The organism is Streptomyces sp. NPDC050636 (genome assembly GCF_040654775.1).
GTDB lineage: Bacteria > Actinomycetota > Actinomycetes > Streptomycetales > Streptomycetaceae > Streptomyces.
Genome location: NZ_JBFAIP010000005.1, coordinates 1 through 24,931, shown reverse-complemented (window position 1 = coordinate 24,931; position 24,931 = coordinate 1). Strand labels below are relative to the sequence as shown.

The following is a 24,931-nucleotide window of genomic DNA, read 5'->3' as shown; positions in this document are numbered from 1 at the left end:
GAATGGGCAATCCTGCCTGCCCGTTTCCACAGCATGGAGCGACCGGCTCCTGCCGTTTGCGGGCTCATTCGAATAGGCGCTCATCACATCCCAACACACCTTTACTTGTTGACCCTTAAAGCGAATTCCGTACGGCCGGTATCGGCACTGCGGACTGCCAGTGGAAGCTTTCGGTACGACCTACGGTGACGCGCGCGCCCGGCCGGCGCATGGTGAATGCGGATCGACCACGCAGAGCCCGGCATACCAGTGCCGAGCAGCTTGTCGGCCCCCTTATCCGTACGGCATCTGCAACAGGTGCGTGCGGAACCCCCGAAAGAACCGAAGGAAAGAAGAACTTCTCATGAAACGCCGAATAACGGTGAGCGCGCTCGCCCTCTCCGCCGTCGTCCTGGGTAGCGGTGCGGCCGGCGCCGCCACCCTGGCGAGCGCGTCCGCGCCGAACAGCGCGCCCGCCACCGCCGTCGACGGCCATCAACTCAAGGGCAGCGGAAAGGCGCTCCTCAAGCTCTTCGGAAAGATCTTCGACGGACCGGGCTCGGACGTCGTCAAGGGCGGAGCCAAGGCGGTGGACATCGACAACATGAAGTCGGACGACGATGCCGCGCAGACCGAGGACCCCGCACCCGAGCGGGAGATTTTCGACCTGGACGGAGACTCCCCGACCGCCCCGGCCGACAGCGAGTCCGAGCCGGTTGTCTTCCCTGCCGATGACGAGCCCGAGCGGGAGATCTTCGACCTCGACGGAGACCGCGCACCGGACCCGGTCAGCGATTTCAGCCGCTGACCGGCGGAATTCCCACATTCGCCATTCCGGCTTTGCGGCACGGCGGCTTTGCGGCACGGCGGCATCTCGGCACGGCGGAGGTGCCCGGTCCGAACAGGATCCGTCGGACCGGGCACCGTGCCGGCCCATGAGGAGAAGACTTCGTGTACAAGCCTGGTGCTACCACCCCGCGGATCGGTCCCGCGCCCGCCGTTGACACCGCGGTTCCCCCCGGAACAGGCCGGGTCGTACTCCTCTACCTCGGCCTGTTCCTTGCCGACGCCCTGCTCTCCACACTGGCGGGGATCGCGGGCGAGCCGATCACACAGGGCCTGGACCGTCCCTTGTGGAGTCCACGGGGCGCGGCTGCGTCGGCGCTGAGCGATCTCGTCGTATTCGGCGGGCTGCTGGCGCTACTGGCCGTCTGGGTGATCCTCTGCGAGCACCGGCCGCTGACCGCGCTCGGGCTCGGCACACCGCAACGAGGGCGCGAGTTCACCAGCGGCTGTCTGCTGGGACTGGTCATCGCTGTCGGCGCTCTGATCGTCACCGCCGCCAGGGGGTGGACCGCCATGCGCGTCAGCGTTCCGGCATCCACGCTGATCGCGTTCGCTCCCCTGTGGATGACGATGAGCACGTTCCAGGCCGGTGTGGAGGAAATCATCTTCCGCGGCTGGATGCTGCCTCTACTGGCCCGCCGCTGGCATATCTCCGCAGCGGTGCTGATTCAGGCCGTACTGTTCAGCTGCCTCCATCTCCTCGTGAGCGCGAATACCACTCTGGCGGTCATTCACAGCCTTGCCTTCGGTGTTTTCGCCGGCCTCTACACGCTTCACCGAAGCGGCATTTGGGGGGTCATCGGGATTCATGGCGCCTATAACTTCGCGACCATCCTGGTGATCTCGGTCAGCGCCGACGGGCAGTACGGCGCTTTCGCCTGGCACTACACCGCTATCGCTCTGACCGGAGTCGGCGCAACGGTCATGCTCATCCTCTTCAGGCGCCGCCCTTCCTCCGCACCCGACAAGTTCGAAGGTCCACCGTGACGGCGCGCGGACCGCCTCCGCAGGCATCTGCGCAACCGCCCGCAGAAACCACCCGCAGAAACCGTCAGCAAACACCCCAGCGCACACCCCAGTCATCACCACAGCAAGAAGAAAAAGCGAACCCACCAGCAAGGGAGACAGACAAACCATGGGAACCCATCGCGCGGCACTGATACCGCGTACGCCGCGGCGGCGGCTGTCGGTCGGCATTGCCACCGCAGCCCTCAGCATCACCGGAATCGGACTCATCGCCGCCAACGCCCAGGCGGGGACACCTCAGCAGCCCTTTCCGAAGGAAAGGTTCAATCAGCTGATGGACCTCCCCCTTGAGGACTTCACGGCGGAGGCGAAGAAGCACGATCCCAAGGACAAGACCCCGGATCAGGACGGCATACGGTGGGACAGCGATGGTTGCTCCGTCCCCGAGCCGCTTGCCCAACACCTCAAGGGCGGGCCTGCAGAGGACGCCTGCGTACGACACGACGTCGCCTACCGTAGCCTGCAGCAAAACGGCCTGTGGAATGCGAAAAGCAAGGGTGACGCCGACTGGAAGCTGGAGGATGACCTCCAAAAGCTCAACGCGGACGGAAAGGTCCCGGAGTACCAGGAGATCCTCATAGCACTCGGCGCTGGGGTCGGATCATCGCTTCCGAGCGCCGTGAACGGGCTCCCTGCATACGACGGGAGCGCCGACAGCCCCTACACACAGTCCGATCCGAACAACCACCGATCCGGGCGCAGCCTGGACGACCAGGACACCGGCGTTCAGCCCGGCGAGCGCGGCAGCGCCCCAAAGTCCGACAAGCCCAGTAAGTGCCCATGGTCCAAAAGACCCAGCGATGGCACACAGACCGATGAACCCGACAACGGTGACCAGGGCACGAATGTGACGCCCGACCAGGACGCCACTGAGATCCCGGCTGGCGGCTCCTCCGACCCGGCTGAAGACGCCGGCTAGGCAGACCGGACGGGGAAACACCCCGGCAACCACCAGACACCCGGCCGGATCCCGTGGGGGGAGTCCGCGCCGGGAAGGGAAAGCGCCCCGCGTTCCGCCCCGTGGCGGATGGACCGCGGGGCGCTTTCCGCTCGTCATACGAGCAGCCGCGCCCGTGTCCTCCCCCACAGCGCCGGATCAGCGCACCCGCCCCCGCGGCTTCAGCGGCAGCGGCGGCAGCTCGGGAGCGGCCAGCCGATCCCCGTCATAGCCCCGCACCTCACCGAAGCGGGCCCCGGACATCCAGTCCTCGCGGGCCATGGCGATGTCCTCGTGCGACCGCCCCACGAAGTTCCACCACATCACAATGTCCTCCGTGAACGGCTCGCCGCCCAGCAGCATCAGGCTGCTGTCGACATCGGCGCGCAGCGGCAACTCGGTGCGGCCGCAGCCGAGGTAGAGGAGGGCGCCGGGCGTCAGCCGTACTCCGTCGACCTCGCTCTCGCCGGAGATGGTCAGGGCCGCGTACTCGAAGTCGGGGTCGATCGGCAGCCGGGTGTCCGTGCCGGCGGCGAGGGTGAGGTCGGCACCGACGAGCGGGGAGTACGTGGTGCCGGGCGAGGTGGTGCCGGCCAGGTCGCCGAGGATGACGGTGGCGGACAGGCCACCGCCACCGGCGATCACCGGCAGGTCGGTGTGGTGCTCGAAGGCCGGGGCGGCATTGCGGTGTTCACCGGGGAGCGCCACCCACAGCTGCGCACCGTGCAGCATCGGGGCGTGATCGCGGGGCGACTCCTCGGAGTGGGCGATCGCCCGTCCCGACGTCATCAGGCCCAGCTCGTGCGGCCGTACGGTCTGCAGACTGCCCAGGCTGTCGCGGTGCAGCACCTCGCCCTCGCGCAGCCAGCTGACGGTCTGCAGGCCCATGTGCGGATGCGGCGGCACCTGCATCCCGGGCTGGTCGGCGATGTCGTCGGGGCCGTAGTGGTCGACGAAGCACCAGGCGCCGACCATCCTCCGGCCCAGGTTGGGCAGCAGCCGACGGACGACAGTGCTCTCGCCGAGGAGCACCTGTTTGCCGGGCTGGACGTCGCGGACCGGGCCCGTACGGGCGTTCCCGCCGCACAGGTTGGCCGCGGGTTTGAGGTCGAGATTGCTCATACCGTCACGATATGGCGGTCAGGCATACAGCTCGCGCAGGCGTACGGACAGGCATGTCACACAGCCCTCCAGCTTCTCGAACTCCCCGATGTCCACCGGCACCGGCTGATACCCCAGGTCGGCGAAGAGCTCCGCGCTCTTGGGCGCGCTGGTGGACATCAGCAGTCTGCCGCCGCCGAGCAGCAGGACATGCGCGCCGGCCTCCTCCGGGACGGCCAGGAAGCGCGGGAACGCGGCGGGGTCGTCGACCACCGGTGGATAGCCGATGACGGTGCCGTCCGGCAGCGCGGTCACCGCGGACTTCAGGTGCAGCACCCTGCTCACCGGTACGGCGACGACTCGGGCCCCCAACGGTTCGAAGACAGAACGGAGTTGGCGTACTCCGTCCGCGTTCGTACGACCGCCGCGCCCGACATAGACGGTGTCGCCGATCTTCAGTACGTCGCCGCCGTCGAGCGTCCCGGGCGCCCGGACCTCGTTGACGGAGCAGCCGAGCGCCTCCGCCGCCTCGCGTGCGCCGCGGGTCTCGGGCTTGCGCAGGTCCGCGCCGGGGCGGGCGATCAGCGCGACATTGCGGAAGACGACCATGGTGTCCTCCACGAAGGCCGCGTCCGGGCAGTCGTCGGCGGGGGCCACCTCGGTGGTCTGCCAGCCGTGGTCGCGCAGCACCTGGACGTAGGCCTCCCACTGGCGCAACGCGCGTGCGGGGTCCACCGGCTGCCGGTCGATATGGGTGACCAGGCCCTCGGAGAGGCGGGGGCCGGGGCGGCGGACGAGGGCGTGCTGGCTGGGCATCCTGCTTCTTTCGGGTGGGTGGCGGGTGGGGTTTGCAGTGGTGCGTGGCCGTGTCTGCCGTCCTTGGCGGTCCGCTGGGTGCTGCCCGGTACCGCACCGGGGGGAAGAGTCAGGTGTTCGCTCCGTACGTCGCGCGCAGCGCGTTCTCGACGGCGGCGAGGGCAGCGCGGCGGTCCAGGCCGAGGCGGTGGACGCGGCGCGCGTAGCTCTCGGCGGCCGTGGCGGCCTCCTTGTCGGCGGCGTCGCCCGCTGCCGCGATGAAGCTGCCGTTACGGCCCCGGGTCTCGATCACACCGTCGGTCTCCAGGGCGCGGTAGGCCTTGGCGACGGTGTTGGCGGCGAGGCCGAGGTCTTCGGCGAGGCCGCGGACGGTGGGCAGTTTGTAGCCGACCGGCAGGCCGCCGTCCCTGGCCTGGTCCGCGATCTGGGTGCGTACCTGCTCGAACGGTGCGTCGGCCGCATCCGGGTCGATGGTGATCGTGAGGGTCTGCGGGGACACGGTGGCGCTCCTGGTGCTGGTGGTGGGGCGGGCGGGTGCGCGAGATGCTCGCATCCGTCGGTGCGCGGTTTGTCGCACCCATTGTGCGCCAGGAGCGCCCGCCGTGCCGGGAACTGGGCGTTCCGCCTGCGCGGTTCACGCCTCCGGACCGGTTACGGCTCCACGAACTCCGCGGTCAGAGCTCCGGGACGGAGTTCCGCGGGATCCCGTGGTCAGAGTTCCAGCGTCGTCCCCGTCGTCCGCAGCCAGGCGTTCATGCCGAGGACGAGTTCGGCGCCGGGACGGATGTCGGTTGTCGCGCCGTCGGCGGTGGCCTCCGTGGCGGCGCCGATGTCCAGCAGCGGTCGCACGGGGGCATCGCGGTCGGCGACCAGTTCCTTGAGCTCGGCGCGCAGCGCCTCGGCGTACCGCGGGTCCTGGGTGCTGGGGTAGGGGCTCTTGACCCGGTCGGCGACCAGGTCGGGCAGTACGTCGCGGGCGGCGGCGCGCAGCAGCGACTTCTCCCGGCCGTCGAAGGTCTTCATCGACCAGGGGGTGTTGAAGGCGTACTCGACGAGACGGTGGTCGCAGAACGGGACGCGGACCTCCAGGCCGACGGCCATGCTGGCCCGGTCCTTGCGGTCCAGCAGGATCTGCACGAAGCGGGTGAGGTGGAGATAGCTGATCTCGCGCATCCGCCGCTGGAGTCCGGTATCGCCGTCCAGGTACGGGACTTCGGTCAGCGCCTCACGGTAGCGGCGCTCCTCGTAGCCACCCAGATCGAGCTTGCCGAGCAGTCCGGCGTCCAGCAGCGCCTCGCGGGTGGCGTTGCCGCCGGCGAACCGGCCGGCGACGCCCGCGGCGATCCAGGGGAACGTATCCGCGTGCACGGCTTCGGGGTTGTGGAACCAGCTGTAGCCGCCGAAGACCTCGTCGGCGGACTCGCCGGACAGGGCGACCGTCGACTGCTCGCGGATCGCCTTGAAGAGGAGATAGAGGGATGTGTCGCCGTCGCCGAAGCCGTTGGGCAGATCGCGGGCGGCCAGAACGGCGGCGCGGTGGCCGGGGTCCGTCAGGGCGGCGGTGTCCAGAACGATGTCGTTGTGGTCGGAGCGTACGTGCTCGGCGAGCGCGTGGGCGTACGGGCCGTCGGGGGTGCCGCGCATGTCGTCGGCCTTGAAGTTCTCGGTATAGCCGGTGAAGTCGACGGCGAAGGAGCGCACCGGGCCGCCGCCCCCGGCGGTGAGCGCGCGGGCGGCCAGCGCGGTGATGGCGGACGAGTCCAGCCCGCCGGAGAGCAGGGTGCACAGCGGCACATCGGCGATCAGCTGACGGGCGACGATGTCGTCGAGCAGCTCACGGACGTGCGCGATGGTGGCGCCGAGGTCGTCGGTGTGCTCGCGGGCCTCAAGTGCCCAGTAGCGCTTGACTGTCAGGCCGCGGCGGCTGACACGGACGAGATGGCCCGGACGCACCTCGTGCATGCCCTTGTAGACGGCGTGGCCGGGGGTCTTGGTGAAAGTGATCAGCTCGGCCAGGCCCTCGGCGTCGACGATGGGCCGTGCGGCCGGGTGGGCAAGGATCGCCTTGGGCTCGGAGCCGAAAAGGACGCCGTCGGGAGTGGGGTGGTAGAAGAGCGGCTTGATGCCCATCCGGTCGCGGACCAGCAGGAGTTCCTCGGTCCGCGGGTCCCAGAGCGCGAAGGCGTACATGCCGTTGAGGCGCTCGGCGAACGCTTCGCCCCATTCCAGGTAGGCGTGCAGCACCACTTCGGTGTCGCTCTGCGTACGGAAGGTGTGGCCCAGCTTCTCCAACTCGGCGCGCAATTCGCGGTAGTTGTAGACCTCGCCGCTGTAGGTGGTGACGATCAGGGTGCGGCCGTCCCGTTCGACGCTCATGGGCTGTCTGCCGCCGTCGATGTCGATGACGGCGAGGCGGCGGTGGCCGAACGCGGCGTGCGTGCCGAGCCATGTGCCGGCGGCGTCCGGGCCGCGGCAGGCCATCGTCCCGGTCATCGCGTCAAGCGTGCGGCGCCGCGTGGTCAGGTCGTTGTCGTAGGAGATCCATCCGGTAATTCCGCACATGCTGGCGGCTCCTCCTTCGTCTACGGCGGGCCGCCGCATCCCCGCGGTGGCCTGCGGTGATCACCGTACGCCCGAATAGATGCAGATGCCATGTATGCCGTCGGCGACCGTCCGGAATGAGCCACCCGGACACCGCTCTGCGGAAATTGAGAGGCAGCGGGGCACGCAGCGGCGTACCGTCCGCGGCCATGACGATCACTGTGCGCGACTTCCGGCGCTCCGACGCCAAGGCCGTCGCCGACCTGCGGCGCGCCGCGCTGCCGTCGCTGATCTCCACTCCGCAGGGCGTCGCCTGGCAGGTCGCCACCGCCCCGGCGGCGCAGCGTCAACGGCTGTTCGTCGCCGAGCTGGACGGCCGGGTCGTCGGCGCGGTCCGCAGCCATCTGCTGCACGACAGCAGCGTCCCGGGCCAGGCGGCGGCCACGCCTCAGGTGCACCCGGACCACCGGGGCCGGGGCGTCGGCGGCGCCCTGCTGACATCGGCCGAGGAACATCTGGCCACGGTCGGCGCCACCCGTCTCTTCGCCTGGGCGGTCGACGAGCCCGGCGCGCTGTCCTTCGCGGAGCACCGCGGTTACCGACGCACCCGGCCGGCCCGCTTCCTGCGGCTCGACCTCACCGCCGCCGACCTGCCGCCGCTCCCCTCCACCCGCCCGCCCGGCGTCCGGCTGTGCACCGGCGCGGACTTCGGGGCCGACCCGTATCCGCTGTTCATGGCGGACGCCGAGGCCACCGCGGACGAGCCGGGCGATGTCGCGAGCGACGCCATGGCCTACGAGGACTGGCTGCTGCACACCTGGGAGCATCCCGACATCGACCTCGATCTCACCTCGGTGGTGACCGTCGACGGCGAGATCGCGGCCTACAGCCTGGCCACGACCGACGGCCTGGGCCGCTACTCCTCGGGCATGACCGGAACCCGCCGTGCCTACCGGGGCCAGGGCCTGGCCCGCCTCGCCAAGACCGACTCCCTGCGCCGCGCCCGGGACGCCGGCTGCACCGAAGCCTTCACCGGCAACGACGCCGCCAACGCCCCGATGCTCGCGATCAACCATGCCCTCGGCTACCGGCCGTCGGGCGCCGAATGGCGGTGTGTACGCGGGCTTGGGCGGGGGTGAGGTGGGGGCCGGGCGCCGTATGCACAATCAGCGCGTATCGCTCGTCGTTGACCTCCTTGCCCCAGAGGGCGGCGTCGTGGGAGAGCTGTTCCAGATGCATACGTTCCGCCAACGGTGTGGTGAGAGCTGCCAGTTCGCTAGCCGGGATGCCTATCGGGTCGGCCTCGCCCCAGCGGCCCTCGATCAGCACCAGGCGGCCACCGGGCACGAGCAGACCGGCCCAGCGGCGCAGCACGGCCGCCGGATCGGGCAGCGCCCACAGGACATGGCGCACCAGGACGGCATCGAACCGCCGCTCCCCCACGGGTGGTTCGGCGGCGTCGCCGACCAGGAACCCGGCGTCCCGCCCGGCGAGCTTGGCGCGCGCCCGCGCGATCATGCCGGCTGAGCGATCGACGCCGGTGACCCGGTGCCCCTGCTCGACGGCGAGCAGAGCCAGGCTCCCCGTGCCGCAGCCGAGGTCGAGTATGTCGCCGGGCAGGGACGGCAGCCAGGAGCGCAGCCGGGTGTCCCAGGCGGCGCGGACGGCGGGATCACGCAGGCCGTGATCGGGCTCGTCGTCGAAGGCCTCGGCGGCGGCTTCCCAGTAGGCGGCGTCGGGGGTCGGCAGGGGCGATTCCGCTTGCCCGGCGGGCGGGCTGAGGGGTTGGTCGGCAGTCGGGATGACGGCCTGGTCGGCGGGCTCGCCAGAGGCCTGGTCGGAAGTGTGGTCGGAAGCGTGGCCGGACGCCTGGTCGGAAGCCTGGTCGGTGCTCATGTCCCGATGGTGCCAGCGGCCACTGACAACGGCGGGGCGACGAGGCGGAAGGGTGATGGCGTGGGAGGGGCGATGGGGGCGGCCGGCGGACGATGGCCCCCCGATGCCCGTTTTCGCCCCGCCTGGACGGTTCCCGTCGTCACTGTGATTCACTCGATGGAGTACTCGACGGCGTAGGAGCCGGACGGTGTCCTGCGGCATCTCCCCGGGTACACCGCAGACTTCCTCGTGACCTCCCGGGCGGGCCGTGTACACCCCCCGGAGAGTTCTCCAGATCACCCGCAAGGATGACCTGGATACGCGCCACTACCGGCCCTGATCCACGGGTTTCGAGCCGGTGGTCCCTGACGTCAAGCTCAGCGTGGGGTGATGGCGATGCCTTCGGGCTCGTGTCCGGTCGGCAGGGTGACGCGGACCTCCCGGTCGAAGGGGTCGATCACCGATACGGAGTCGGATTGCTCGTTGGTCACCCACACCCGTCGGCCGTCAGGGGTGATGGCGACTCCCTGCGGCTGGACGCCGACGTGAACGTGGGCGACGACATGGCGGGTGGGGATGTCGACGATCAGCAGGCAGTCCCGGGCCGAATCGGCGACATAGAGGCGCTTGCCGTCGGGGCTGACCGCGTTTCCCAGCGGCGCCCGGCCGCCCGGCAGGGTGGCCACCACGGTGTTGGTGTGGGTGTCGATGACCGACACTGTGCCGGAACCGGTGTTGGAGACGTACACCCGGTGGCCGGAGGGCGACGAACTGATGCCGCTGGGGAAGTCCCCCACCGGGATGTCCCGGATCGCATGCGAGTCCTTGCTGAGGACGGTCACCGCGCCATCGCCGTTATCGGTCACATAGGCGCGTCCGTCCGGCACCGTGGTGATGCTGTGCGGCAGCCGCCCCACGGGCACGGTGGCTTTCACGTGGTGGGATCGGACGCTGATGACCGAGACCGTGTCGGAGCCGAAGTTGGCCACCAGCACACGGTGGCCGTCACGGGTCGGCATCGCCGCGAAGGGCCGGCTCTGGACTCGCACGACGGCCGTGGGCAGCCGGGAGGCGGTGTCGACGAAGGAGACGGTGTTGGAACGGCTGTTGGCGACGTAGACCTCTTCGCCGTCCGGAGCGGCTCCTACCCCGGTCGGGCCGTGGCCCACTTGGACGGCGCCGAACCGGCGTTCCAGACGGGTGTCATACGTCGAGACGGTCACTGAGCCGCTGTTGGCCACATAGGCGCTGACGCGCACCGGATAGCGGGCCACGTGTCCGGTCGCGTGCTTCGGTGGTGAAGCGGCCGCGACCAGTACGCAGGGCAGCAGCAGGGCGGTGGCCGAGCTCCACCAGAGGCGACGGCTCCGGCGGGACGGAGACCGCGTGCCCGGACGGGGCCGGCCCGGTGCCTTGCCGGGCGGAGTGCTGGCCAGCGGAAAACGTTGCATGGCTCTCCTGGATGAGTAGTGATCATTACGGTGTCACAAGATCAGGCATCTGGGGATCATGCAGGCGCGCTACCGGCCAGCCAGCCCTCGCCCTTGCCCCGGGGGAGTGAACCGGTCCCGGGTGCCCGCGCGAGGACCTGTGAGATCTGTCGGTGGGGACGTCGCAGGTTGCTGGGTGACGCATTCGGGTGAGGTGACGTGCGGCCGTATGGCGGGCAGGCCCCGATGCCCGTTTTCGCCCCGCCTGCCTGTGCCCCCGCTTAGTCCCGTCTTAAGCGCACCATAACGATCCGCAGGATCCGCCTTCGGCCCTCAAATCGGCTGTTCAGCGTGGCTAGCGTGCTTCTCGCGAGGCGGGTTTGCGTGCCGTCGGCGCCGCTCAACGGGGGGCGGCACCGTCGTACGTGTCCCGACCCCCCACCGCCGCCTCCCGCCCCGCCCCCCTCGACGTACCTGATGAAGGAGACCCCCACGATGACCGCTCGTCGCAAGGCCACCGGGATCGCACTGGTCGGCATCGCCCCGCTCGCGCTCACCGCTCTCGCCGCGAGCCCGGCCGCCGCGCACGGTTCGATGACGGACCCGGTCAGCCGGGTCTCGGCCTGCTACGCGGAGGGCCCCGAGAGCCCCCGGTCCGCGGCGTGCAAGGCCGCCGTGGCCGCCGGTGGCACGCAGGCCTTCTACGACTGGAACGGGGTCCGCGACGGCAACGCCGGCGGCCAGTCCAAGGAGAAGATCCCGGACGGCAAGCTCTGCAGCGCCAACGACGCCACGTACAAGGGCCTGGACCTGCCGCGCGCCGACTGGCCGTCCTCCAAAATGGCGGCCGGCAAGCACACGTTCCACTACAAGGCCACCGCCCCGCACAAGGGCTCCTTCGAGCTGTACATCACCAAGGGCAGCTACGACCCGACCAAGCCGCTGAAGTGGTCCGACCTGGAGTCCAAGCCGTTCGCGAAGGTCACCGACCCGACGCTGACCAACGGTGACTACGTCTTCGACGGCAAGGTCCCCGCCAGGTCCGGACGTCATCTGATCTACAGCATCTGGCAGCGCTCGGACAGCCCCGAGGCCTTCTACACCTGCTCCGACGTCGTCTTCGGCAAGGACAACGGCGGTTCGGGCAGCGGCGGTTCGGGCAGCGGCTCCTCCGCCGCGCCCGCCCCCACCGCGTCCGCCCCGACCGACACCCAGATAGCCGAGGGCGCCGGCAAGTCGTCCATCGGCACGGGCCGGCACGGCCACGGTGGCGGCACCAAGCACACCGATGCGGCCCCGGCGACCGGTGCGGACGACCCGGCGCTGGGCGGCGGTTCCGGCTCCGACGGCCCGCACCCCAACGGCGGCGGCTCCAAGCCGGCCGACGGTCAGCGGCTGGCCGAGACCGGTGGCGACGGCTCCACCGGCCCGCTCGCCATCGGGGGCGCCGCCGTGCTGGCCGCGGGCGCCGCGGTCCTGTTCACCACCGCCCGCCGCAAGGCCGCCCGGCACCGCGGCTGATCCGGGCGCGCCGGCCGGTATGGCCGGTACGGTCCCGCCGGGGGCTGACTGCGACAGCCCCCGGCATCCCGCGACGCCGCCCCCTTCTTCACCCAGGGGGCGGCGTCGCGCTGCGTCAGGGCCTTTCCGACCCTGACCCATCGGACAGGCCCTATGCCAGTGCCATCCCGTCACGAGCCGGTCGTGTCGCGAACGGTCCCGCCACGGGCCCTCTCCTCACGCCCCGTTGGGCGGTAGCGCCTCGATGATGTCGTTGGCGACATGCTGATAGATCACCGAGCTGCGGCAGTCGACGACCTCGCGGCGCTTGAAGACCTGGTCCATCAGGAGCGCGTGCAGCCGGTCGACGTCCGGGACGGCGACATGGACGAGGAAATCGTCGCCGCCTGCGACGACATAGACGTTGAGGACCTCGGGCAAGGAGGTCAGGAACGCCTTGAAGCGCTCGATGACCTCGCGGTTCATGGGGCGGATGCGGACCGTGAGCAGCGCCTGTACGGGGCGGTTCAGGGCGCGCAGGTCCACCGTCGCGCGGTAGCCGGTGATCACACCGCGGGCGCGCAGCGCGCGGACCCGCTCCAGGCAGGTGGAGGGGGCGATGTTCAGAATGCGGGCCAGCTCGCGATTGGTCTGCCGTGCATCTCGCTGCAGTTCGCGGACAATCGCCGAATCAATGTCGTCCATGGCATCCATGGTGCGGCATCCACCGAATTTCATTCGGCCTCAGCCAAAATGGATCATTCTTACGGTTACCTTCGGCGACTGTGACCGTACAACAGACAACACTCCCCGCTTCCGCACGGCCGGATGTACGGCGGCTGGGTATCGGCAGCGGTACCGCACTGTGCGCCGGCGCCGTCCTGGGCCCCGGCGTCCTGACCCTGCCGTCCCTGGCCGCCTCGGCGGCCGGCCCCGCCTCGGTCCTGGCCTGGCTCGTACTGCTGGCCATGTGTGTGCCGGTGGCCGCCTCCTTCGCGGCACTGGGCGCGCGGTTCCCGGACGGCGGGGGCGTGGCCACGTATGTGCACCGGGCGATGGGGCCACGGGCGGCGGCCGTGGTGGGGTGGTGGTTCTACGGGGCGGTGCCGATCGGCGTCGTCTCGGCGGCCTGGATCGGCGGGAAGTACGTGGCCGAAGCGGTCGGCTGGGGGGACGCGGGCGCGGCGATGGTCGGCGGGCTGGTGCTCGCCGCGTCACTGGCCTCCAACGCGGTCGGCCTGCGGATGTCGGGGCGGGTGCAACTGCTGCTCGGCGGGCTGCTGGCAGCGGTACTGCTGTGCGCGGTGCTGGCCGCCGCACCGCATGTCTCCGCCGCGCACTTCACGCCGTTCATGCCCGGCGGCTGGTCGTCGGTCGGTTCGGCGGCCGCGGTGCTGTTCTTCGCGTTCGCGGGCTGGGAGGCGGCCAGCCATCTGTCCGGTGAATTCGCCGATCCCCGACGGGACTTGCCGCGGGTGACCCGTTACACGCTCATCGTCATCACCGTGCTCTACCTGGGTCTCGCGGTGGCCACGATCGGCGCGCTGGGGCCGGCCGCGGCGGACACCGACACCCCGCTGACCGCACTGCTCACCCAGAGCGTGGGTGTCGCCGCCCGCCCGGTGGCCGCCGCCGCGGCGCTCTTCCTCACCTTCGGCGCGGTCAACTCCTATCTGGCCGGCGCCTCCCGGCTCGGCGCCGCGCTCGGCCGGGACGGGGCGGCGCCCCGCCGGCTGGCCAAGGGCGGCGAGCCGGGCGAGGTACCGCGCCGCTCGCTCGCGGTGCAGGGCGGGGCGGCCGTCCTCGTGACCGTGGCGGCCGGCTTCGGCGGCGCCGATCTGGATCTGCTGATGCGGGCGACCGCCACCTGCCTGGCGGCGGTGACCCTCGCCGGGCTGGCCGCCGCGCTGGTGCTGCTCCCGCGCCGCACTCCCCTGTGGTGCGGCACGCTCGCAAGCTCCGTGCTGACGACGGCGGTACTCGCCTTCTCCGGTTGGCTGCTGCTGATTCCCGTGGGGTTGGCGCTCGCCTCCTTCTGCTTCCTGACGCTGCGCCGGGTCATCCGGTGAGCCGGGCCGTCCGGTGAGCCGATCCACCCCCTGGCCGGGTCGTCCGCCGGGGCAGGCCCGCAGCCAAGTGCGTCAGGTCATCGGGCGAATGGGGCAGGTCATCGGGCGAACCGGCGGAGCAGACGGACGTACGGGCTCCAGCGGGACGGACGCGCGACGGTGCCCGTACAGGCACGTTCGGCAAGGTCCATGCTGTCCTCCAGGACCGCGTCATGAAACGACCGGAAAGCCAGCGGCCAGGTGAACCGGGCCGGGCCCCGGGCGCGCATCGCGAGGGTGTGACGCAGCAGTGTGCGGTCCTCGTCCAGCGGGTGGACGGTGTATTCGTGGAAGCCGTGGAAACCGCGCGGCCCGCTGAAGGTGAACCGCACCCACTGGCCAGGGACATACGCCGCCACGGTGTAGCGAACCGGGCCGTGACCGCCACGGGCCCCCTGCGCCAGTGGCCCGTCGAGCAGCATCGGGGGCCAGTCGCTACGCGGCCACAGCTGATCGGCGCCGCCGGACAGGCCGTCGATCAGCTGCCCGGCCTCGGCCCGGGGCACCGGCAGCACCCTCTCGTGCACGTTGTAGACGCCCATCACGCGCTCCCTTCCTAGGGCTCCGAACTCCCCAGAGCGAGCCTGGCCATGGCCCTGTCCGCGTTCCTGGTCATGTCCGCGTTCCTGGACATGGCTCTGGCCATGCGCCCTCGCCGAGTTCTGGAGAGGTCTCTCCAATACAATTGGAGGGTACCCTCTAGAACATGGCCAGGCCACCCCGATTCGATACGCCGCTACTCCTCGACGCCGCCGTCCGACTGGCCGCCGAGTCCGGCCCCGCCGGCGTCACCATGGCCGCGGTCGCCGCGTCCGCCGGCGCGCCCAGCGGCTCGCTCTACCACCGGTTCGCCGGCCGCTCCGCCCTGCTCGCCGAGGTGTGGCTGCGAACCGTCGAAGGCTTCCAGGAGGGCTACTTCGCGGCGCTGAAGTCGTCCGACGACCCGCGCGCAGCGGGTCGGGCAGCGGCCCGGCATGTCGTGGCGTGGAGCCGCGCGCACCCCGACGAAGCCGCGCTGCTCCTGTACGGCGCCCGCGACTTCGGGCAGGACAGCTGGTCGGAGGAGCATCGGCGACGCGCCGACGAGGGGAACCGGCGGGTACTCACGTCCGTCCGGGAGCTCGCCGACACCTTGGGGGCGAGCGGCGCACAGGACATCGAACGGGTCTCGCTCGCCATCATCGACGTCCCGCTGTCACTGGTCCGCCGTCACCTGCGGAACGGGTCCCCGCTGCCCCCGCACGCGGAGGAACTGGCGGAGCAGTGCACGGGTGCGCTACTGGCCGGGTGACCCTTCACCGTGGCAGGGACGACCGCCCGTCCGTCGGGGAAGCTGACGCGTGCCCGTCCCCGCTGCCCACCCCCCTCGGGGAGGGGTGGGCACGTGCAGTGGGTCGGCCGAGCCGGGTCAGGCCCGGCGCGCCCCGTCAGCCGTTAGACAGGCAGGTCGTCGGGGTGGCGTGGGCCGGGTCGAGGGCATTGGCCGTTTCGTGGAAGGCGACCGGGTCGGCGAGTCCGATGGCCAGATGCTCGGAGAGGTCGAGCGGGCACAGGTCCTGGACCAGGACGTTGCGCACATCGGGACCGTCGAGGAACTGGCTCTTGTACGGCGTGACGACCTCGTCGTACCGGGTCGCGATGACGGTGTAGTGCACGCCGGGGACGGTGTCGCCGCCCTCGTTGAGGCGGTTGAGGACGTCGGAGCCGACGATCTGGTCGGAGAGCCCCGGGGTGAATTTGTCGATGTAGTCCTTGGCGCCGGGGAACAGGTCCAGCAGCCGGGTCAGGCCGTCCAGATCGGTGCCGTGGTTGTCGGGAGCCAGCCCGATCAGCGCGTTGACCTTGTCCGCGCCGCCGTAGAACTTCAGGTACACCCGGGGCATCATCCCGCCCTGCGAGTGGCCGACGATATCGGTCTTCCGCGCCCCGGTAGCGGCCAGCACCCGGTCGACGTACGTGGCGAGTTGCTGTGCGGACGCGTCGACCGGGCCCAGGCCGTGGAAGAGCGGTACACCGGGCAACTGGCCGTAGTCCAGGGAGAAGACGCAGTAGCCGCGAGCCACCAAGTAGGGCGCGAGACCGAGCCAGTTGTCGATGGAATTGCCGAACGTACCGTGCGCCAGGATCACCGGCCGGGGATGTTCGGCGGACGGCTTGCAGTCGAAGTTGTTCCAGCCGCTGCTGACGGTGGGGGCGTCGGCAGAGGCAGGGGTGGCCGTGGTGATACCGGCGGCCAGGGCGAGTGCGGGAAGGACGGTGAGCGTGCGCGACCAACGCAGCTGCATACGATGCTCCTTGCGGGGTGAGGGGACTCCGAAGAGCTCGGTGAGCCGTTCACCTGCGATCCGGATCGCAAGGGCCAAAGTTGTTGACTAAAAGTTAAGTTACGGCCGAGTAAGCAGTGAGGGCCAGCCGCATGACGGTGAAAGAAGTCCCACACAACCCTCACCGGACGTCCGGGGTATGCGACGCCCGAACTGTGCTTGCGCCATGCCCCCCGTGCGTCACCGGAGGGGCGGTTGTCAGAGGTCTCCCGTACAGTCGATGACGCGTCGATGGCACGTCGATGGCACGTCGGCAGTCCAGCCAGCAGGCCAGTCGGCAGCCTTGCCGACAGGGCGTTGACCGGGGAAATGCACGGAGGGGAGAGACCGGTGGAGACAGCAGATCTGACGGGGATCGCGGAGATTTCTTCCGAGGCGGAGCTGCGTGAGCTGATCGGCGAGCCCAGCGCACATGCCGCGCACAAGACCCGCGACCGGTTGCACGATCTCGACCGCCAATGGCTGGCACGGTCGCCGTTCTGCCTGATAGCCACCTCGGACGCGGACGGCCGCTGCGATGTCTCGCCCAAGGGCGATCCCGCGGGCTTCACCCATGTCCTGGACGACACCACCCTCGTGATCCCGGACCGCCCCGGCAACAAGCGGGCGGACGGCTTTGTGAACATCCTCAGCAATCCGCATGTCGGGCTGAATTACGTCCTGCCGGGGCGCGGGGACACCCTGCGTATCAACGGCCGCGCCCGACTGCTGCGCGACGCCCCGTTCTTCGATGGCCTTGTCGTCAAGGGCCACCGCCCGCGGCTCGCGCTGCTGGTAGAGGTCGAGGAGGTCTTCTACCACTGCTCCAAGGCGTTTCTGCGCTCGGATCTGTGGAAGCCGGAGACCTGGGAGCCGGACGCGCTGCCCTCACGCGCCCGGATAGTCAAGGGCGTTGAGGCCAAGGACATACCCCTGGAGGCCCTGGAGGAGCATTACGGCCCCAGGTATGCGGAGCGGCTCTACGGCTGATGACCGGCGGGCTCCGAACGGCCGGCCGACGGCAGAAAGCCGACGGTCAGCGGGCTGACGGAGACCTGGCGCCTGCCCTTGGCGCCCGTGCTCAATCCCGTGCTTAATCCTGTGCTTAAAACCGTGCTTAATCCCGCCCTTAGTCCCTTCCCAGGCACCTGCTCCTACCGTCTGCCGTTGAGCCCCGGCACCGTCTTAGGGCCGGGCTTCGCCGTGGGCCACGGGTACTGGCGGCCGGTGCCGCCGAGCTTTGACGCCGGTTGTACCGCTGTGGTTCCGAAGCGGGCCCTGGCGCGGTCGACGGCGGCCTCGATGCGATGTGCCTTGTCGTCGACCGGGTCGAACGTCAGCTGTCGGGCGGCGAGTTCGGCGCGGCACAGGTCCTCCGCCCGCAACGCGACGGACCGCACCCGTGCCCGCTGCAGCCCGAGCGCGGCGTGCAGCGCGTAGGCCGCTTCGGTCAGCGCGGGCCCGTGCGCGGTCGGTTCGGCCAGCCGCCGGGTGCGGGTCGTCGTGGAGCGGTCGGCGTAGCGGACGGTGAGGGTGAGCGCGCGGGCCGCCTGCCCGCTCGCGCGCATCCTTGCCCCGAGGTCGTCGGCGAGCGAGAGCAGCGCCCGGCGGCGCCTGACCGGGTCCAGCTCGTCGTGGGCGAAGCGGTGTTCGGCGCCCATCGAGCGGGCGGACGCATTGGGCGAGACCGGCGTCGGATCGATGCCCCGCGCCCGTTCGTAGACCGCACGGCCCGTCTTCGCGCCGAGGATCCGTTGCAGGGTCGCGGGCGGCGCGGCGGCGATCCGGTCGACGCTGTCGAGCCCGTACGCGCACAGGGTGCGCACGGTCGCGGGCCCGACGCCGTACAGCGCCGAGGCCGGCCGGCGGGCGAGGAACGCGGCGATGGATCCGGTGTCCCCGGGGACGGCCCGGATCTCGCCGGGTGCGGCTTCCTGGGCCGCCATCCGCGCGAGCAGCGGGTTGGCGCCGACCCCGATCGTGCACCGTACGCCGTGCCAGGCCAGCGCGCGCAGCCGTACCAGCTCGGCGATGCCCGTCGCGTCCCGGTCGAAGTAGCGCAGCGCCCCGCGGACATCGGCCAGCGCCGCTTCGGGCGGCAGTGCCTCGATGGTCGGGGTGAACTGCGCCAGCAGCCGCAGTAGTTGCTCGTATTGCTCGGCGCTCAGAGGTGTGTCGTCAGTGGTCCGGAAGCGTACGTGGAGCATGCCGGGGGGCCGCGCAGCAGGGGGCGCGGCGTCAGCCGCTCCAGTGGAGCCGGTGCTTGCACCGGGGGCAGGCTCCGGCTGCGTGGCGGGCGGCCTCGGCGTGGGGGTCATCCCGCGCTCCCGGGGCTGGAGTGCCACAGCTTGCGGCCGGTGGCGGCGCGTTCGCCCGGAGGCTGGAGGTCGGCCCACGGGTGCAGTTCATAGCCGGTCTCCAGCCGGATGGTGCGCCCCGGAGCGGCGCTCCCCGCCTTCTCCGCCTCACTGGAGCGGTCGGCGGAGCGGTCATCGGAGCCGTCCGGCCCATCGGAGCCGTCGTTGGAGCCGTCCGGCCCATCGGAGCCGTCGTTGGAGCCGTCCGGCTCCCCGGCCCCCTCGCCCGTCCCCCGTCCGGCCGCCCGGTCCGGGCCTGCCGCGAGGCGGGCCGTGACCGCCTCCAGGCCGCCCTCGCGGCGCAGTTCGGCCAGCTCGGCGAGGTTCCAGGCGGCTGCGCCGACCACACTGAGGCTGCGCGGCCCGCGCCGCTGGACCGTGCCGCGCACCAGCAGCAGCCAGGAGTGGAAGACGGTGTATGCACAGGCCTCAAGGGGACTGGGGGTACCTCCCAGGCCCCCAGGGCCTGGGGGAGCGTCGAAGAAGGCGCAGTCGACCAGCCCCGTGCTGTCGTCGAGGGTGGTGAAGATGACGCGGCGGCCGGAGCGGATCGGCGGTGTCTGGGTGGCCGCCTTGGCTCCGGCGACCAGCACCGTCTCACCGTTCCTTGCGTCGCGCAGCAGCCGGGCCGGCAGCGCGCCCAGCTCGGCGAGGAACTCCCGGTGGTCGGCCATCAGGTGCCGGGAGGCGTCCATGCCGAGGACGCCCAGCTCGGCGCTGAGCCGTTCGACATCGCTGAGGTCGGGAAGACCCACCGGCTCGACCACATCGGTCACGGACACCGTCTCCTGTTGGAGCGTCAGCTGTCCGGCCGGTGCGCGCCGCTGACGGTGGTGCAGCTCGGCGATGTGCAGCAGCAGGTCGCGGCGGTTGGCGCCGAAGACGTCCAACGCGCCCACCCTGGCGAGGCGTTCGACCACCGGACGGCCCGGATGCGCCCGCTGCCACAGGTCCTGGAGCGAGTGGTAGGGCTGCCCGGCCTCGATCCGCCGCGCCTCGGCCTCGCTCATCCCGTGCACATCGGAGAGCGCGAGCCGCAGCCCCCAGACACCGGAAGCGCCGATGACGGGAGCGCCGACACCGGAAGTGCCGTTCGGACCAGCCCCACCACCACCGGACACCAGTTCAATTCGATGCGCTACCGCCGAACGGTTCACATCCAGCGGCAGCACCGGCACCCCGCGCCGCCGCGCGTCCGCGAGCAGCAGCCGCTTCGGGTACATCCCGGGGTCGTGAGTGAGCAGCCCGGCGTAGAAGGCCGCGGGGTGGTGCGCCTTGAGCCAGGCGGACTGGTAGGTGGGCACCGCGAAGGCCACCGCGTGCGCCTTGCAGAAGCCGTACGCGCCGAAGGCCTCGACGATCTCCCAGGTGCGCGCGATCACTTCGGGCGCGTACCCGCGCCGCTCGGCACACGTCGCGAACCAGGCACGCACCTTGCCCTGCAGCTCCGGATGCGACAGCGCGCGCCGCTTCTCGTCCGCCTCGGCCCGCGCACAGCCGGTCATGATCCGCAGCGTCTCGATGATCTGCTCGTGGAACACCACGACCCCGTAGGTCTCGCGCAGCGGTTCCTCCAGGTCACGGTGCGGATAGCGGACGGCCTTGCGGCCGTGCCTGGCCTCGATGAAGGGCCGCACCATATCGGCGGCGACCGGGCCCGGCCGGAACAGTGAAATGTCCACCACCAAGTCGTGGAAGGTGGCGGGCTGGAGCCGTCCGACCAGGTCGCGCTGGCCCGGCGATTCGATCTGGAAGCAGCCGAGCGTCTCGGTGGAGCGGATCAGGTCGTAGGTGGCGGGGTCGCCGGGCGGCACCTGCTTCGGGTCGTCGAGGTCGAGGCGCTGTCCGGTGGCCCGGCCGATCTCGGCGACCGCATGCGCCATCGCGGACTGCATCCGTACGCCCAGCACATCGAGCTTGAGCAGCCCCAGCTCCTCCACGTCGTCCTTGTCGAACTGGGACATCGCGATGGGGGCGCCTCCCATGCCCTTAAGGCCATGGGGGACTTCGCCGCTGGTCGGTACGACGGGCGTACGGTCCAGCAGCGTGGCGTCCGAGAGCAGCACCCCGCACGGATGCATGGCGATGCCGCGGGGCAGCGCGTCCAGCGCCTCCACCAGCTGCCACAGCCGCTCGCTGCCGGCTTCCCGTACGCCGCGCAGCTCCGGGAGTTCGGCCAGCGCAGCGCGTGCGTCACGGGCCCGGATGTGCGGGAAGGCCTTGGCGAGCCGGTCCACCTGCGCCGGGTCCATGCCGAGGGCGGCGCCGACGTCCCGTACGGCGTGCCGCACCCGGTAGGTCTCGGGCATCGAGACCGCCGCGACCCGCTCCGCGCCGAAGCGGTCGAAGATCGCGCGGTAGACCTCCAGCCGGCGGGCGGACTCGACGTCGATGTCGATGTCCGGCAGCGCCGCCCGCCACTCGGACAGGAAGCGTTCCATCAGCAGTCCGTGCTCGACGGGGTCGGCGTGCGCGATGCCCAGGAGGTGGTTGACCAGGGATCCGGCGCCGGACCCGCGGGCCGCGACACGGATGCCCATCTCCCGTACATCGTCCACGACTTGAGCGACCGTCAGGAAGTACGAGGGGTAGCCGAGCCGTTCGATCGTACGGAGTTCGTCGTGCAGCCGCGCCCAGCGCTCGCGGTCGTGGTCGTAGCCGCGCAGCACCATCCCGGCGGCGCAGCGCGAGCGCAGCACCCGTGCGGCGGTGCGGTGCCCGGCGCCGACCAGCCGGGGTTCGGGGAAGTGGACGCGGCCGAGCCCGATGTCGCCCTCCGGGTCGACCAGGCACTCGCCGGCGGTCTCCTCGGTCATGGCGAGCAGCCGGTGGGCGAGGCCGCGCCGGAATCCGGCCGCCTCGGCGATCCGCTCGGCGGTGTGGCTCATCGCGGCGGTGTCCTTGAGCCAGCGTTCGCCGCTGTCCCGCGCCTCGGGGTGGTGCCGGTCCACCGGCACCAGGCGGCGGGCGGAGTCCAGGATGTCGGCGACCGGGCCCTGGCCGGGGTCGGCATAGCGGACCGCGTTGGTCAGCACGGTGCGGATGCCCTGGTCGACGGCGAAGCCGAGGGTGCGGGCGGCCAGCCGCAGCGAGCCGGGGCCGCTGCCGGTCCGCCCGTGGTCGACGACCTCCAGGCGCAGCGCGTCACCGTACAGCTCGCGCCAGGGGGCGATCAGCCGGGCGGCGCGGTCCGGGCGTCCCGCGGACAGCGCCCGGCCGACCTCGGAGTCCGGTCCGAGCAGCACACTCAGCCCGCCCGCGACGGACTCCAGGGCGCTCCACGGGAGGACGGGCTGCCCGGCTCGGGCGGTGCGGCCCGCGTGGCCGGCCCGGTCCGCGTGGGCGGCCGAAACCAGCCGGCACAGGGCTGCCCAGCCGGCCGCTCCGTCGCGGGCCAGGAAGACGGCGCGGGCGGCGGACTCGTCGAGGAAGGCGCCGCCGCGCACCGGGGTACGCCGTCGTGCGGTGGCCGCGGGCGCCGACTCACGCCCCGCCACGGCCAGTTCGGCTCCGAACAGCGGGCGGATACCGGCTTCGGCGGCGGCCTTGGCGAACCGGACGGCCCCGGAGAGACCGTCCCGGTCGGTCAGCGCGAGGGCGCCCATGCCCCGTTCGGCGGCACGCTCGACGAGCCGTTCCGGGTGGGAGGCGCCGTAGCGCAGGGAGAACCCCGAAGCGGCGTGCAGATGCGTGAACCCTGGCATCTGCACCTCCTGCACCTCATCCGCCCCCAGCTGATCCTGAGTACCTCGTTTAATCCCGAGCCCCTCGCTCCTCTCTCCACCATACCTCTCACTCGAACATTCGTACGAACACGCACATGGGGAGGCGGCACGCCTCATCCGCGTCCGCCGATCAGCCCGCCCGATCTGCGCAAGCACGTCACCGACCGGAAGATATGGACCAAAAGACCCGACATGACCCCGGAGCGGTCCGGCATGACCCCGACGTGACGGGGCCATGAAGGGCGAGGAGCGGCGCATGGCCACGCTGGACAGCAGCACCCGCACCACCTTCCTCAAGGAGGTGAAGAGCGCGGTGACGACCCGGGCCGCGCTGCTGGTGATCGGCGTACTGGGCCTGATGATCGCGTTCATCACCTCGTACACCGGCGCCTTCCACCACCCCAAACCGACCGATGTACCGCTCGCCGTGGTCGCCCCCGCGCAGGTCAGCGGGCAGCTGGTGGAGAAGCTGGACCGGCTGGCCGGCTCGCCGCTGGACCCGCGCCCGGCACCTTCCGAGCGCGACGCGCGACGGCAGATCAACAACCGGACGATCGATGCCGCACTGATCGTCGATCCGCGTGGCAGCACCGACCGGCTGCTCGTCGCGAGCGGCGGCGGCGCCTCGCTGTCACAGGCGGTCGAGCTCGTCGTCACGGCCGCGGAGAAGGCCCAGAAGCGCACGGTACGCACGGTGGACGTGACACCGGCGGACGGCGGCGACAGCCGCAGCCTGTCGTCCTTCTACCTCGTCGTGGGCTGGTGCGTCGGCGGCTATCTGTGCGCCGCGGTCCTCGCGATCAGCGCCGGGGCGCGCCCCGCCAACGGACATCGGGCCGTCATCCGGCTGGCCGCGCTCGCGCTCTACGCGATCGCCGCGGGCCTGGCGGGGGCGATCATCGTGGGCCCGGTCCTCGGCGCACTGCCCGGCAGCCTCTGCGGGCTGTGGGGGCTGGGCGCCCTGATCGTCTTCGCCGTGGGCGCCGCAACCCTCGCCTTCCAGGGCCTGCTGGGCATCATCGGCATCGGCCTGGCGATCCTGCTGATCGTGGTGCTGGGCAATCCGAGCGCGGGCGGCGCCTATCCGTATCCGCTACTGCCGCCGTTCTGGCGGGCGATCGGGCCCGCGCTGCCGCCGGGCGCGGGCACGTGGGTGGCGCGCTCCATCGCGTACTTCCGGGGCAACGCGGTGACCGGGCCGCTGCTGGTGCTCTCCGCCTGGGCAGCGGCCGGCACCCTGCTCACCGTCGCCCTCGCGATGCTCCGCAAGACGAACGGCGGGGAAACGGACGGCGGGGAGACGGACGGCGGGGAAACGGACGGCGGGGATACGAGCAACGGAGAAAGGGACGACGGGGAGAGGGGCGACGGGGAGAGGAACCACGGGGACGGGAAGCAGCTGCCGAGCTGACGCGGCGTCATGCGGAACGGGGCGCCCATGGACTGGTGGCGCGCGCCAGGCGGGCGCTGACGGCGCAACCACCCGAGCCAGGCAGGCAAAGGAAACGGCAAATTAACAAGCCGGAGCCACAGATGAATTGATACGGAGGTATCCTCCTGCCCTTTCTTCGGCCAATCGCCGGAGATCGACAATCTCCCGAACGACCGGTCGGCGGCCGGATTCTGCCCTTCCGGGTCCATCCGACGCCCGCCCCTGGCCACCGCAGGCGCGTCATCCCCGCTGGCCGCACACCATAGGAACACTACTTCGCCACAAAATCGCCGCACCCGATCGCGCCATTACCCTCAGCTTTCATCTATCGACTCAAAGTGATCGCACGGGGTGCGTTTGAAGTGCAGTTGGGCCAGACTCCCGTCCGTCATCTACACCTTCAAGCAAGGGAGTTCCCGTCATGCGGTACATCACTGGGGGCATCGCACTCGGTGCGGCGCTGGTTCTCGGCACGCTGGCCACCACCGCACAGGCCACCGCCGCACCGACGCAGCCCGCGCGAACAGGTGGGCTCTACGCCCCGACGGAGCTGGTGCTGACCGTCGGCCAGGGCGAGAGCCGCGCGACCTCCACGATCCAGCGGGCGGCGACGCTCAGCTGCCGGCCGACCGCGACCGGAACCCACCCGGCCCCGAAAGCCGCCTGCGCCCAACTGCGCGCGGCGTCCGGTGACTTGTCCAAGGTGACCGGGGTGGTGACGAACCGGGCGTGTACGAAGGAGTGGAACCCCATCGTGGTCACCGCGGACGGCGTCTGGGAAGGCCACCGGGTCTCGTACACCTACACCTTCTCCAACTCCTGCACGATGACCGACGGCAAGGGCCAGGTCTTCGAATTCTGACCGTCCACCGGTCCGGAACCGCGCCGGCCCCCCCCCACACGGGTGGGGGGGGGGCGGCGCCCGGGCACCGGGGGGGGGGGGGGGGCCCAGGGG

General features: G+C 71.0%; 21 protein-coding genes. 10 read left to right on the top strand and 11 right to left on the bottom strand.

What is annotated here, in order from left to right; genetic code table 11:
* Positions 1-343: 343 nt before the first annotated feature.
* From AB0I10_RS07340 to AB0I10_RS07330, 3 genes are all read left to right on the top strand, one after another.
* Positions 344-787 carry a hypothetical protein gene (locus AB0I10_RS07340; protein WP_363151363.1) on the top strand — a complete coding sequence of 148 codons (444 nt, stop codon included), beginning with the start codon at positions 344-346 and terminating at the stop codon, positions 785-787.
* Between the two features lie 143 nt (positions 788-930).
* Positions 931-1,812 carry a CPBP family intramembrane glutamic endopeptidase gene (locus tag AB0I10_RS07335; protein WP_363151362.1) on the top strand — a complete coding sequence of 294 codons (882 nt, stop codon included), beginning with the start codon at positions 931-933 and terminating at the stop codon, positions 1,810-1,812.
* 148 nt (positions 1,813-1,960) lie between these two features.
* The gene (locus AB0I10_RS07330) at positions 1,961-2,770 is read left to right on the top strand and encodes a phospholipase A2 (protein ID WP_363151361.1); all 810 of its coding nucleotides are present in this window, start codon (positions 1,961-1,963) and stop codon (positions 2,768-2,770) included.
* Positions 2,771-2,947: 177 nt separating this feature from the next.
* Here AB0I10_RS07330 and AB0I10_RS07325 read toward each other — a convergent pair whose 3' ends face one another.
* From AB0I10_RS07325 to asnB, 4 genes are all read right to left on the bottom strand, one after another.
* Positions 2,948-3,910 carry a pirin family protein gene (locus AB0I10_RS07325; protein WP_363151360.1) on the bottom strand — a complete coding sequence of 321 codons (963 nt, stop codon included), beginning with the start codon at positions 3,908-3,910 and terminating at the stop codon, positions 2,948-2,950.
* An 18-nt stretch (positions 3,911-3,928) separates the two neighbouring features.
* Positions 3,929-4,705: a dimethylargininase gene (gene ddaH / locus AB0I10_RS07320; protein ID WP_363151359.1), complete on the bottom strand. Its 777-nt coding sequence runs from the start codon at positions 4,703-4,705 to the stop codon at positions 3,929-3,931.
* A 109-nt stretch (positions 4,706-4,814) separates the two neighbouring features.
* Positions 4,815-5,204 carry a GntR family transcriptional regulator gene (locus tag AB0I10_RS07315; protein WP_363151358.1) on the bottom strand — a complete coding sequence of 130 codons (390 nt, stop codon included), beginning with the start codon at positions 5,202-5,204 and terminating at the stop codon, positions 4,815-4,817.
* 212 nt (positions 5,205-5,416) lie between these two features.
* Complete coding sequence (asnB, locus tag AB0I10_RS07310) at positions 5,417-7,267, bottom strand: asparagine synthase (glutamine-hydrolyzing) (protein ID WP_363151357.1); 1,851 nt, start codon at positions 7,265-7,267, stop codon at positions 5,417-5,419.
* Positions 7,268-7,455: 188 nt separating this feature from the next.
* Here asnB and AB0I10_RS07305 point away from each other — a divergent pair, with 188 nt between their 5' ends.
* Positions 7,456-8,385, top strand: a complete 930-nt coding sequence (locus AB0I10_RS07305; protein WP_363151356.1) for a GNAT family N-acetyltransferase — start codon at positions 7,456-7,458, stop codon at positions 8,383-8,385.
* Here the strand turns inward: AB0I10_RS07305 and AB0I10_RS07300 are convergent.
* Positions 8,315-9,142: a class I SAM-dependent methyltransferase gene (locus AB0I10_RS07300; RefSeq protein WP_363151355.1), complete on the bottom strand. Its 828-nt coding sequence runs from the start codon at positions 9,140-9,142 to the stop codon at positions 8,315-8,317. The two genes, AB0I10_RS07305 and AB0I10_RS07300, sit on opposite strands and share 71 nt — an antisense overlap.
* 356 nt (positions 9,143-9,498) lie before the next feature.
* Positions 9,499-10,572, bottom strand: a complete 1,074-nt coding sequence (locus tag AB0I10_RS07295; protein WP_363151354.1) for a YncE family protein — start codon at positions 10,570-10,572, stop codon at positions 9,499-9,501.
* Between the two features lie 474 nt (positions 10,573-11,046).
* Between AB0I10_RS07295 and AB0I10_RS07290 the strand changes: the two genes are divergently transcribed.
* Entirely contained in the window at positions 11,047-12,072 is a 1,026-nt protein-coding gene (locus AB0I10_RS07290; RefSeq protein ID WP_363151353.1) for a lytic polysaccharide monooxygenase, read from the top strand.
* A 216-nt stretch (positions 12,073-12,288) separates the two neighbouring features.
* On the opposite strand, the gene AB0I10_RS07285 is transcribed toward AB0I10_RS07290, so the two are convergent.
* Complete coding sequence (locus AB0I10_RS07285) at positions 12,289-12,756, bottom strand: Lrp/AsnC family transcriptional regulator (protein WP_363151352.1); 468 nt, start codon at positions 12,754-12,756, stop codon at positions 12,289-12,291.
* Between the two features lie 80 nt (positions 12,757-12,836).
* Between AB0I10_RS07285 and AB0I10_RS07280 the strand changes: the two genes are divergently transcribed.
* Entirely contained in the window at positions 12,837-14,120 is a 1,284-nt protein-coding gene (locus tag AB0I10_RS07280; protein ID WP_363151351.1) for an amino acid permease, read from the top strand.
* A 98-nt stretch (positions 14,121-14,218) separates the two neighbouring features.
* Here AB0I10_RS07280 and AB0I10_RS07275 read toward each other — a convergent pair whose 3' ends face one another.
* On the bottom strand, positions 14,219-14,701 hold the full coding sequence (locus AB0I10_RS07275; protein WP_363151350.1) for an SRPBCC family protein: 483 nt from the start codon (positions 14,699-14,701) through the stop codon (positions 14,219-14,221).
* 164 nt (positions 14,702-14,865) lie between these two features.
* Between AB0I10_RS07275 and AB0I10_RS07270 the strand changes: the two genes are divergently transcribed.
* Positions 14,866-15,450: a TetR/AcrR family transcriptional regulator gene (locus AB0I10_RS07270; RefSeq protein WP_363151349.1), complete on the top strand. Its 585-nt coding sequence runs from the start codon at positions 14,866-14,868 to the stop codon at positions 15,448-15,450.
* Between the two features lie 136 nt (positions 15,451-15,586).
* On the opposite strand, the gene AB0I10_RS07265 is transcribed toward AB0I10_RS07270, so the two are convergent.
* Positions 15,587-16,444, bottom strand: a complete 858-nt coding sequence (locus tag AB0I10_RS07265; protein WP_363151348.1) for an alpha/beta fold hydrolase — start codon at positions 16,442-16,444, stop codon at positions 15,587-15,589.
* Between the two features lie 369 nt (positions 16,445-16,813).
* Here AB0I10_RS07265 and AB0I10_RS07260 point away from each other — a divergent pair, with 369 nt between their 5' ends.
* Entirely contained in the window at positions 16,814-17,452 is a 639-nt protein-coding gene (locus AB0I10_RS07260) for a pyridoxamine 5'-phosphate oxidase family protein (RefSeq protein ID WP_363151347.1), read from the top strand.
* Between the two features lie 164 nt (positions 17,453-17,616).
* Here the strand turns inward: AB0I10_RS07260 and AB0I10_RS07255 are convergent, their stop codons facing one another.
* Both AB0I10_RS07255 and dnaE read right to left on the bottom strand, forming a co-directional pair.
* Positions 17,617-18,669 carry a helix-hairpin-helix domain-containing protein gene (locus AB0I10_RS07255; RefSeq protein ID WP_363151346.1) on the bottom strand — a complete coding sequence of 351 codons (1,053 nt, stop codon included), beginning with the start codon at positions 18,667-18,669 and terminating at the stop codon, positions 17,617-17,619.
* A gap of 107 nt (positions 18,670-18,776) precedes the next feature.
* On the bottom strand, positions 18,777-22,523 hold the full coding sequence (gene dnaE / locus AB0I10_RS07250; protein ID WP_363151345.1) for a DNA polymerase III subunit alpha: 3,747 nt from the start codon (positions 22,521-22,523) through the stop codon (positions 18,777-18,779).
* A 277-nt stretch (positions 22,524-22,800) separates the two neighbouring features.
* On the opposite strand from dnaE, the gene AB0I10_RS07245 reads away from it, so the two are divergent.
* Complete coding sequence (locus AB0I10_RS07245; protein WP_363151344.1) at positions 22,801-23,955, top strand: DUF3533 domain-containing protein; 1,155 nt, start codon at positions 22,801-22,803, stop codon at positions 23,953-23,955.
* Positions 23,956-24,397: 442 nt separating this feature from the next.
* On the top strand, positions 24,398-24,838 hold the full coding sequence (locus tag AB0I10_RS07240) for a subtilase-type protease inhibitor (RefSeq protein ID WP_363151343.1): 441 nt from the start codon (positions 24,398-24,400) through the stop codon (positions 24,836-24,838).
* Positions 24,839-24,931: the final 93 nt, after the last annotated feature.

Coding starts and splice junctions, on each gene's coding strand:
- AB0I10_RS07255 (WP_363151346.1), bottom strand. CDS start 18,669: ATGCTCCACGTACGCTTCCGGACCACTGACGACACACCTCTGAGCGCC.
- dnaE (WP_363151345.1), bottom strand. CDS start 22,523: ATGCCAGGGTTCACGCATCTGCACGCCGCTTCGGGGTTCTCCCTGCGC.
- AB0I10_RS07330 (WP_363151361.1), top strand. CDS start 1,961: ATGGGAACCCATCGCGCGGCACTGATACCGCGTACGCCGCGGCGGCGG.
- AB0I10_RS07325 (WP_363151360.1), bottom strand. CDS start 3,910: ATGAGCAATCTCGACCTCAAACCCGCGGCCAACCTGTGCGGCGGGAAC.
- AB0I10_RS07295 (WP_363151354.1), bottom strand. CDS start 10,572: ATGCAACGTTTTCCGCTGGCCAGCACTCCGCCCGGCAAGGCACCGGGC.
- AB0I10_RS07340 (WP_363151363.1), top strand. CDS start 344: ATGAAACGCCGAATAACGGTGAGCGCGCTCGCCCTCTCCGCCGTCGTC.
- AB0I10_RS07305 (WP_363151356.1), top strand. CDS start 7,456: ATGACGATCACTGTGCGCGACTTCCGGCGCTCCGACGCCAAGGCCGTC.
- AB0I10_RS07300 (WP_363151355.1), bottom strand. CDS start 9,142: ATGAGCACCGACCAGGCTTCCGACCAGGCGTCCGGCCACGCTTCCGAC.
- ddaH (WP_363151359.1), bottom strand. CDS start 4,705: ATGCCCAGCCAGCACGCCCTCGTCCGCCGCCCCGGCCCCCGCCTCTCC.
- AB0I10_RS07290 (WP_363151353.1), top strand. CDS start 11,047: ATGACCGCTCGTCGCAAGGCCACCGGGATCGCACTGGTCGGCATCGCC.
- AB0I10_RS07265 (WP_363151348.1), bottom strand. CDS start 16,444: ATGCAGCTGCGTTGGTCGCGCACGCTCACCGTCCTTCCCGCACTCGCC.
- asnB (WP_363151357.1), bottom strand. CDS start 7,267: ATGTGCGGAATTACCGGATGGATCTCCTACGACAACGACCTGACCACG.
- AB0I10_RS07275 (WP_363151350.1), bottom strand. CDS start 14,701: ATGGGCGTCTACAACGTGCACGAGAGGGTGCTGCCGGTGCCCCGGGCC.
- AB0I10_RS07270 (WP_363151349.1), top strand. CDS start 14,866: ATGGCCAGGCCACCCCGATTCGATACGCCGCTACTCCTCGACGCCGCC.
- AB0I10_RS07245 (WP_363151344.1), top strand. CDS start 22,801: ATGGCCACGCTGGACAGCAGCACCCGCACCACCTTCCTCAAGGAGGTG.
- AB0I10_RS07240 (WP_363151343.1), top strand. CDS start 24,398: ATGCGGTACATCACTGGGGGCATCGCACTCGGTGCGGCGCTGGTTCTC.
- AB0I10_RS07285 (WP_363151352.1), bottom strand. CDS start 12,756: ATGGACGACATTGATTCGGCGATTGTCCGCGAACTGCAGCGAGATGCA.